Source organism: Duganella violaceipulchra (assembly GCF_019166075.1).
Lineage (GTDB): Bacteria > Pseudomonadota > Gammaproteobacteria > Burkholderiales > Burkholderiaceae_D > Rugamonas > Rugamonas violaceipulchra.
In genome coordinates, this window is the sequence record NZ_JAHTGR010000221.1 from 1 (window position 1) to 255 (window position 255).

The following is a 255-nucleotide window of genomic DNA, read 5'->3' on the forward strand; positions in this document are numbered from 1 at the left end:
CGTATTCCACATGGGTGGTCATGACCCGGGCACAGGGATTTGCTGGCCACATAGGCCGTCCAATCGCCAACACCCAACTCTACATCCTCGACGCCCACCTGCAACCGGTGCCGGTGGGAGTAACCGGCGAGATCTACATCGGCGGGGCGGGGGTAGCGCGCGGCTACCTGAATCGGCCGGAGTTGACGGCAGAGCGCTTCCTGCCGGATCCGTTCAGTGCGCAGGCGGAAGCGCGGCTATACAAGAGCGGCGACC

Annotated in this window: 1 protein-coding gene; it reads left to right on the forward strand. The window is 64.7% G+C overall.

Annotated features, from left to right (window positions below; all coding sequences use genetic code 11):
• A partial coding sequence (locus KVP70_RS33785) for an AMP-binding protein (protein ID WP_217946787.1) occupies nucleotides 1–255 on the forward strand: 255 nt, incomplete at both ends.